Genomic DNA, 8387 nt, shown 5'->3' with positions numbered 1-8387 from the left:
TACGGTTCTGTGAGGGGCGCCGGCCGCGAGGCCGGCGCCTACTCGACCACACGAGGTGGGGGGACACTTTTCAGGTGAAGTCACAGTCTGGCAGGTCACCGGGGGCGGTGAGCACCCCGATCTCCCCGGGATTCTCTCGATCTTCTCGGGAGAGCACCCGAAAGAAGGGACTTTCGGATCAAACCCTCCGGACAGGGGGGCCCTTATCCGCTTCTTTTTGAAACGGGACCTCATCCCTCTCTGGGACCATGCCGTGAGGCTCTGGGCCGCCGGCAGGCCAGAAACGGCCGTCGATGCCAGTCAGCAGCTTACCCTCTTCGTGGAGGCGCTCCTTGATACTTTCCTTGCCGCCTGGGACCTCCCGGAAAAACGGGACATCCACCACCGCACCCTTGCCCGGGATAATTACCAGTGCCAGGCCCCCGGCTGCCGCTCAAGGCGCAATCTCCACGCCCACCACATCAAATACCGCTCCCAGGGCGGCCCCACGACTGAGGGCAACCTCACTACCCTCTGCAGGGCCCACCACCTCAGGTGCCTCCACGAGGGGTACCTCATCATCAGGGCACTGCGCCCCACCGCATCACTTTCATCTTCCTTCGCGGCAGAAAGGCACTACGGTAAAGAAATTATTGCATTGAGTGCCGGGCTGAAGGCCATTGCCTGAAAGGAGCTAACCATCCCTGCTGTCATCTGGCGTGGACTGAAGACGCATCGCCCCGCGCGCAATCTTATCCTTCGCTGCCTGGCGGTTCCGCTCAAGGTTACTGTTGGGATCAGCCCTATTCGCCAGAAAACCGCCCAGTACCCGAGAGGCAATGAAGGAGACGATAAGAATGACAATAAATACAATGCCTGCAGGTGCCTTTGGAACGACTACAGCAATCAGAACAGCCAAAGCGATAAAGAGCACTATGAAAAGCCCCCATACGATAAGACGGCCCGCCGTGGCCAGCACGCGGTTCACATGGCTCTGGGGAAAGGCGCCGCACTGGGGGCAAGGGTTACCGGCAGCCTGCTTCTGGAGGGCAACGTCCAGGTTCATCATCGCGCCCTCCCTCAGCTCATCTCTGGAGGCCGGCAGGATGTCGTCGCTTGCCTGGCCTGTGGCCTCCACCAGGCAGTCATAAAAGGCGCCGCAGGTTTCACACTCCATGGGCATCCATTGCTTTTTCCGGGCAACAGCATATGTCGTCACTGCCATGAGGCTCTCTCCTTCACTATTCAGCTCTTCTGCAGCTTTACTCCTCCGATATCGACGATATCGTCTTCTTCCACTACCTTCTGCCCGGCTCCCTGGCCTGCATTCTCACCTGGCTCAATATTGCCGGCCAGGCGTGCCATCTTTTCCACCTCGGCTATCTTCCCTTCCATCTGGGTGATCTTCCCGTCGGTCTTCTTCAGTTCCTCGAGGGCCATCTGCTTCTGGAGCCCTATCATCTGTTGCTTTATGTCGCTGAACCCGTGCTCCGAATGGAATGCCAGGCCGTCAGCGGCTTCCTTCTTCTTGTAAAAATGGCATGCGGCAAAAGTGGTGCCCAGCGCGGGAATGGTGATGGCGGGAAGGCACAGGAACGCCACTGCTGCAGTCACTGCTGCTCCCAGGCCTATGGTCGCCCAGGTGAGCGCCTTATACTGTACAAGCTTTTTCTTGGCGAAATCGGCCATTTCCTTTGCCTTGGCACTCTCCTGCTCGGCGGCCTGAAGCTCCTTGTCAAACCTGTCTACATTGGCCTGGGCCTTCTGTTTCGCCTGGTAGAGCTCAGGCATTCCCTTTCTGAGGGTCTCACGGGCCCTGGCAAGCTCAGCCTGCTGCGTGGAAGGCTCTATCTGCATGGGTGTCCCCCCTTTTTCCATGAAGTGACAATCAAGAATACAATAGTTGATCTTAATATATTGTAACTTATCGAGAGAGGCAAGAAAAGGACTGCCGTGTTAATATCATGTTAATTTGAGGCGCAAAATAAATCTCTGAGCCATGCCATATTTCCCTAATCCCTGCTCCTCAGCTTGGTAAGCAGCCTCAGGATCTCCACATAGAGCCATACAAGCGTCACCATGAGGCCAAAAGCGCCGTACCATTCCATGTATTTCGGCGCTCCCTGCTTGACTCCGGTCTCGATGAAATCAAAATCGAGAACAAGGTTAAGGGCAGCCATCACCACCACAAAAAGCGAAAAGAGAATTCCTATCGGTCCGCCTGAATGGATATAAGGAATGGAAATATTGAAAAAGCCAAGGATCATGGTCGCGAGATAGACCAGGCAGATCCCCCCCGTAGCGGCAACGACACCAAGTCGGAATTGATCCGTGACCTTGATAAGGCCGCTTTTGTAGATAAAAAGGAGGGATGCCATGGTGGCAAAAGTGAGGGCCACAGCCTGAATTACGATACCAGGATAGGAAGTCTCAAGAAGAGCAGAGAGGCCGCCAATCAACAGGCCTTCCAGGAGGGCATAGACTGGCGCGGTGACAGGCGCCCAGTTTTTCACAAAGGCCGTCAGCAGTGCAAATATGAATCCTCCGATGGCTCCTCCTATCATAAGTGGATACACCAGCGCAACGGAGCGTGAGGAAAAAAACATCTGCCACACATAAATAGACGTGGCCATGAGCAACAGAAGCAATATGGCTGTTTTATTCACTGTGCCCTGAAGGGTCATCGCGTCAGAGCGCTCCCCCGCGGGGGCAAGGTTGAGGAAAGTATTCTGGTTGAGAGCCGGGTTTCCTGATCTGACTGCCATGGCAACACCATCCCTGCGTGAGATTTCATTCTCCTGATTCTTGAATTTCACCAAAATACCTTTTCCTCATATTCGCCCTTCACTTATAAGGTTAAGGCCTTTCAGGCTGATTTAATGAAAGCCCCGGCATTGACCCACGGCCAATATCTGCTTATAATGTAAGGAGAAGGAAGCACTCTTCTTCCACGAGAAGAAATACCGGGGGGGTCATGGAAGAAAAAATTCCCAAGCCTGATTTTACCACTGCTCATATTGCCCCTATAGAGACAGGGAAGCATCTTTCTCATGTGCCCATCTCCAGTGAAAAGAAGGAGATGAAAAGCGACGAGCCTTCCCCCGGGGAAAAGCAGGCCTCTCCTGCTTTCAGCACCGCGTCAAGACTCAAGAAGTCGTGGATTGACGTTGCCGATACCTCAAAAAATGAAAATATATGGGAGCTTCATACTGATGCTGAAGCGCTTTTGAAGCCCGAACAGAAAGCATCAGCCAGGGACGCCTCCACAGGCGCTCTTGCCCGCGAGAGTAATGCGGGGGAAAAACGGCCCCCTTCTTACCAGCCCCCTGCTGTGGCAGCCAGGAGCTTCCAGATTGCCACAGCAGGCGAAACCCAGAAAAAAGCAGACACCGGGCAGGGCGGGCCGGCGGAAAAATCATCACAGATTGCTTCGGGAGGCTCTGGATCGATAACGGCAAAGACAATGCCGCCGCAAGGAACACTGATAAGCCTGCCTGCCGCGGGAGGCGTTATCAGAGTAACTACAGCGCCGCCGGGCAGCCCATCAGCTGCTGACGCCCATAAAAGCGCTGCCACGATGCCCGCTGCACCGGGAACGCTCCCGGTACCGTTCAAGACCTCCCCGCCGGTATTGCATATAGCCACATTGCCTTTGCCGTCATCGACAGTGGTGAATAGAAATGACTCAACAGCCTCACAGATTTCCCGGCAGGTATCAGAGCAATCGCCTTTCACAACCTTCAGGCTCCCGCCGGTCCCCCTTACGGCCGAGAGCACCTCTGCGATTCTCAGCAGGAACACGGATTCAACGTTGCCCGTTCCGCAACCGTTCAGACTCACTTCCCAGTTATTCACAAGCGAGCCCCTAACGCTGTCAGGGCTGCAGAATGTTTTCACCACTCAACCGCTCAAGCTCTCCTCGACGAGCCTCTTCAATGAGGCGCTCCGTATAAATCCTTCTCAGGAAAGCCTGACAATGGCTCCTTCCCTTGTGCCATTCAAGGTGACCTCTAATATTCTCACTCCAGACCCCTTAAATACAGGAACGCTTTCATTCAATTTTCCTCCAAGCCTTACGCTCCAATTGATGAAGCCTCCGTCGCTCACATTGTCAGCAGATCTGAGCCAGGGAACAACTATCCAGATGGCTCTTCAGCCTTACCCTCATGCCTTGTCGCTCACTTCACCTGAGGGCAGTAAAGTGTCCGCCCCTCATATGACCCTTCAGAGCTTTTCAGCCATTGAAAATCTTGCACATCCGTCCCTTTCACATTCAGTTCAGCAGATATCACAGCCACTGAGCAGGACAGCCCTGCCATCTCCTGATCCCCATGCAGATGCAGGCCTTCAGGTTTCTCATTCTGTCACCCAGGCCCTTCCCACATTGCAGAAAGCCCTCTCACCTCTCTCTGAAACCATGCAGAAAATGCCTCTCATCCAGGATCCTCTGCAAAAAACCTCTGTGCTTTCCGAGCCGCTTGAGAAAGTGCTTCATCAGCCCGCCCTCAGCGCTGAACTTTCTGATACTATGAAAGGCACTGCTGTCACTGCAGCAAGGGATCTGAAGGAAGCACCGCAGCAGGCCCCTGTGTCCCTGCAGCCACTCCTGGAACAGGCAAAGAATGCGGCAAGTCAGGGCTCCCATATGGAAGCCCTGGAGTTTCTCCCCGGCGCAGGGAAAGGCCAGACTCTCTTTTCAGAGAGCTTGGAGAGCCCAGGGCAATTTGCCTCCGGCGTGCAGTATGAAAGCCCCCATGAAAAGACCCTCCTGGCAATGCAGAGAACCTTTCACCAGCAGGCCCTCTCGTCCTCATCGCTCTTTCCGCCCCTTATGGCTTCCGAGGTGCCTTTTGAGTTCCTGCCCGCTTCGCAGAACTCGCTGCTGGACTCACTGAAGCTCATATGGAAATCATATCTCTCTGCAACAGGCTCCGAAGGAACATTGCCTCAAGCCCAGTACCAGCTTCAGACCGAGCAGGGCCCTCAATATTCAGGCCTGAAGATGGATGAAAAAGGAGTGCCTCAGGGCCCCCCCCAGGCACCTTCCTCGTCCCTTTCCAGGGAAGCGGCCAAGGTCCCCTATAAAGGCGAGAGATACACGCCGCAGCAGGAAGATGATGACCGCCTTCCCTGGCTTATGGATTCAAAAAAGATGCAGGAGCGCTCTTCAACGGCTCAATCGCAGGAAACTGACGATGACAGTCAGCAGGGTGACAAAAAAGACCAGGACGGGGGAAAAGGCGGCAAGCGCGAAGGGAAAAATCGTGACGGCGGGAAAGAGCACTCCCGCGACGAGGAGCAAAAGAAGCCCTATGAAGAGGCTGATGCAGATGAGGAAATTGAAGCTGACAGGATTCTAGAAGCTGATGAACATATGGAAATTGATAAAGCAGGAGAAATTGCCGCACCATCCCTTGTCGCACCTCAGGCGGTAACGCGCCAGCAGGAAATCACGGGGTACCCTTCCTCATCGTTGTTCAAAGAAGGGTATTTCCCGATGTGGGATTTTCAAGGTGCCTCATTTTCCATGAAACCCGCTGCCAGGACTTTCAACCATATCGCGGTCACGGCTTTTTTCTCGTCTTACGGCAGCGCCGGGAGGTACCTGAGATTTTCACGGCAGGGATCAAGACAGATGCTCGAATCCGAAGGATTCGAAACATTACAGGCTGCGGTGCTCCCTCTTTTTGCACAGATCTATGCCGAGTCAACAACGCCCATGGGGAAAAACCAGGCTCCCCCTGCCATGCCATATGTCCCCCTCAACGTGCTCAGGAAAAATATAATAATGTACATGGAGCTCAGCATTTTCATGCCCCTCCGAATGGCATTGAGGGCTTCGCGCTATGTGGCATCTGTCATTGAAGACATTATCAAGAGAAGGCATCAGCCCAAGGATCTCACGAAAGAATACTTTGCCACTTACCTTGCCACCATGATGCGGATAAGCGGTGACTTTACCCTCTCCCATTCTCTCAGGACCATGGAGCTTGCCCTTGACCTTGCCGGCAGCACCGGGATACAGGACGAAGAGACCATGGAGCAGATCCGTCTTGGGAGTTTCTATAAAGACATCGGCGAGATGGATTTCCTCCTCTCGAGACTCCCTGCGAAGAACCGCGAGGGAATTGCCAGTTTCTTCGAGAGCAAGGATCTACGGTGGGCCGGGGCGCTTCACGACATAGGAAAAATCCGCATCCCGAGAGAGATCCTTTACAAGCCAGGAGCCCTCACCGATGAAGAGTTCAAAATAATGAAGTTGCACCCCATATACTCTGAGAACATTCTCTACCCCGTCACCTCACTTCGCTTCCTTTGCCCTGTAGTGAGAGCCCATCACGAGAGATGGGACGGCAAGGGATACCCTGACGGTATTTCAGGGAGGAAGATTCCCGTAGCGTCAAGGATAATTGCCATTTCAGATGTCTTTGACGCCCTTATTTCCGACAGGCCCTATAAAAAGGGCATGCCATGGGAAAAGGTGAGAAAAATCTTGGAGGAAGGAAGGGGCACTCACTTTGACCCTTACCTCCTTGATGCCTTCCTGGCCCTCGTGACCCCCCGCTATGAAAAAGCCAGAGAAGAATAACCCCTCGATTTTCATGGCTTTTGATAAGGCCTGAGAGAAAACGCTTCAAAAATGTATAAAATTGTAACATACCCGTTACTATTTCATACATTTTTCAGCCATTATTCATATTTTTTTTTTCTGATAAACTGATATAATATTCACAGATACATCTGGGGGTGATCTTTTGAGTAAAGATTCAGAAGGAGACTCTGGCGGGAGCTCAGGTGGCAGCCAGAGCAGTGCACCTATTCAAGCCACTCGCAGCGTGAGTTCATCACCATCAAGGAACACGAGCAGTGCTCCTGCAAGCGCTTCCCAGGGAAGTGCTTCATCATCAGGCACTTCAGGAAGCTCTCCATCCTCAGCAGCAGGCTCTTCGGTAAGCAAGAGCAAGAGTGTCTCTCCCTTCAGCTCACCCACTCAGCCTGGAATCACAGGACCCGATGCCACGCAGACTGCTGAAAGCATAAAACCCAGGGAATCCCTGTCCCTCAGCAGGGAGATCAAGACTGACGCCAATGTGCAGAAGCCGGGTTCAAAAGACTATTCCGGCAACTTCCGCACGTCACTGCAGGATTCCATAACATCCAAGGAGGGCTCCACAGGATCTTCTGTGCAGGATCCCGCCAAATCCGAAGCAGGCAAGAAGATTGATACTTCCCTTGAGACTCGCCTGCAGAAGCAGTCAGAAACAATTCAAAAGCTTGCCGATAATGCGTCACAGAATGCTGCGACCGATGCGGCGGCTGCTAAAGCCCAGCAGGAAACGCAGAAACAGGCGGCACAGGCCGCGCAGGCCACACAATCAGCACAGGCAGCACAGCCCGCACAGGAGATCTCCGGCATTTCTGCTCAAACCACGGGGAATGTGCCGGACACGTCGATACCGGACTCCCCTCTTTCCAATACCCAGTCATCTTCCACTTCTCTCCAGCAGAATCCCCAGCAGCAGGAAGCCCGGCAGCTTGTGAGCCAGCTCCAGTCCCAGGTGAGCCAGATGAAAAAGGATCAGCTCACCTCACTGCTTCAGTCATCCATAGGGAAAATGTCGCCTGAGCAGACAGGGGCCTTGCTGAGTACCGCTGTGCAGCTTGCCACGCAGGACCAGGCAAAATCCATGTTCCAGTCTGCTCTGCAGCAGACCATGCCCGGGCAGTCGCCGGAGCAGCAGGCAGCGGTTTCCCAGATGCTTAATAACCCTGTTATGACACCGGAGCTTACCAAGAATTTCCTCCAGAGCACTCTCCAGCAGATGTCACCCGAGCAGAGGACAAATCTGCTCCAGACGGCGACACAGCAGCTTTCACAGCAGCAGTCATCGAGCCTCATGCAGAGCGCCCTTCAGCAGATGACGCCGGAACAGCTTGCCGCCACCCAGCAGCAAATGAATGAACAGGTAAAAGCAGCCTCTCCGGGAAGCGAAAGCAGTGGCGACCGGAAGGATGGAATGGGCGGCGCTGCCACTCAGGACCTCTCAGATGAAGCGCTTCCCACCCAGTCACCATCAGCCGGGCAGTCGAAGCCTGATCTCCTCACGCCCAAGTCCACTTTTACTCTGACACAGTCAGCATCAACTGAAGCTGCGCAGGCGCAATATGCCAATGCGCAGCTTCAGGAAAAGAGCACTTCCGGCAGCAGCCAGAGTTTCCTGGAAGGTTTTGTCCCCAACGCCCAGGTGCAGCAGGGGCAGGCTACTTCCCCGCAGACAGGGACGCAGGGTTCGCAGCAGGGGCAGACCACCACTCCCCAGACTGAGAGCCAGAAGCCTCAGCAGGGGCAGGTTACTTCCCCGCAGACAGGGACGCAGGGTTCGCAGCAGGGGCAGACCACCACTCCC

Annotated in this window: 7 protein-coding genes; 3 read left to right on the top strand and 4 right to left on the bottom strand. The window is 54.3% G+C overall.

Translation table 11 applies throughout. From position 1 onward, the window contains the following. Positions 1-55 precede the first annotated feature (55 nt). The gene (locus tag RDV48_31385; GenBank protein MDQ7827339.1) at positions 56-667 is read left to right on the top strand and encodes an HNH endonuclease; all 612 of its coding nucleotides are present in this window, start codon (positions 56-58) and stop codon (positions 665-667) included. 6 nt (positions 668-673) lie between these two features. Here RDV48_31385 and RDV48_31380 read toward each other — a convergent pair whose 3' ends face one another. The 4 genes from RDV48_31380 to RDV48_31365 form a co-directional block, all read right to left on the bottom strand. Next, positions 674-1204: a hypothetical protein gene (locus RDV48_31380; protein MDQ7827338.1), complete on the bottom strand. Its 531-nt coding sequence runs from the start codon at positions 1202-1204 to the stop codon at positions 674-676. A gap of 20 nt (positions 1205-1224) precedes the next feature. Then, positions 1225-1836: a hypothetical protein gene (locus RDV48_31375; GenBank protein MDQ7827337.1), complete on the bottom strand. Its 612-nt coding sequence runs from the start codon at positions 1834-1836 to the stop codon at positions 1225-1227. Between the two features lie 155 nt (positions 1837-1991). Further along, complete coding sequence (locus tag RDV48_31370; protein ID MDQ7827336.1) at positions 1992-2744, bottom strand: Bax inhibitor-1/YccA family protein; 753 nt, start codon at positions 2742-2744, stop codon at positions 1992-1994. A 550-nt stretch (positions 2745-3294) separates the two neighbouring features. Beyond that, positions 3295-3876 (bottom strand): hypothetical protein, encoded by a 582-nt coding sequence (locus RDV48_31365; protein ID MDQ7827335.1) that lies wholly within the window; start codon positions 3874-3876, stop codon positions 3295-3297. 631 nt (positions 3877-4507) lie between these two features. Between RDV48_31365 and RDV48_31360 the strand changes: the two genes are divergently transcribed. Then, positions 4508-6568: an HD-GYP domain-containing protein gene (locus RDV48_31360; GenBank protein MDQ7827334.1), complete on the top strand. Its 2061-nt coding sequence runs from the start codon at positions 4508-4510 to the stop codon at positions 6566-6568. Positions 6569-6815: 247 nt separating this feature from the next. Next, a partial coding sequence (locus RDV48_31355; protein MDQ7827333.1) for a hypothetical protein occupies positions 6816-8387 on the top strand: 1572 nt, incomplete at its 3' end.

The organism is Candidatus Eremiobacterota bacterium (assembly GCA_031082125.1).
GTDB lineage: Bacteria > Vulcanimicrobiota > CADAWZ01 > CADAWZ01 > Ess09-12 > Ess09-12.
The sequence above is the reverse complement of the archived record's forward strand: the minus strand, read 5'-3'. Positions and strand labels throughout refer to the sequence as shown.

Coding starts and splice junctions, on each gene's coding strand:
- RDV48_31375 (MDQ7827337.1), bottom strand. CDS start 1,836: ATGCAGATAGAGCCTTCCACGCAGCAGGCTGAGCTTGCCAGGGCCCGT.
- RDV48_31380 (MDQ7827338.1), bottom strand. CDS start 1,204: ATGGCAGTGACGACATATGCTGTTGCCCGGAAAAAGCAATGGATGCCC.
- RDV48_31370 (MDQ7827336.1), bottom strand. CDS start 2,744: ATGGCAGTCAGATCAGGAAACCCGGCTCTCAACCAGAATACTTTCCTC.
- RDV48_31360 (MDQ7827334.1), top strand. CDS start 4,508: ATGAAAGGCACTGCTGTCACTGCAGCAAGGGATCTGAAGGAAGCACCG.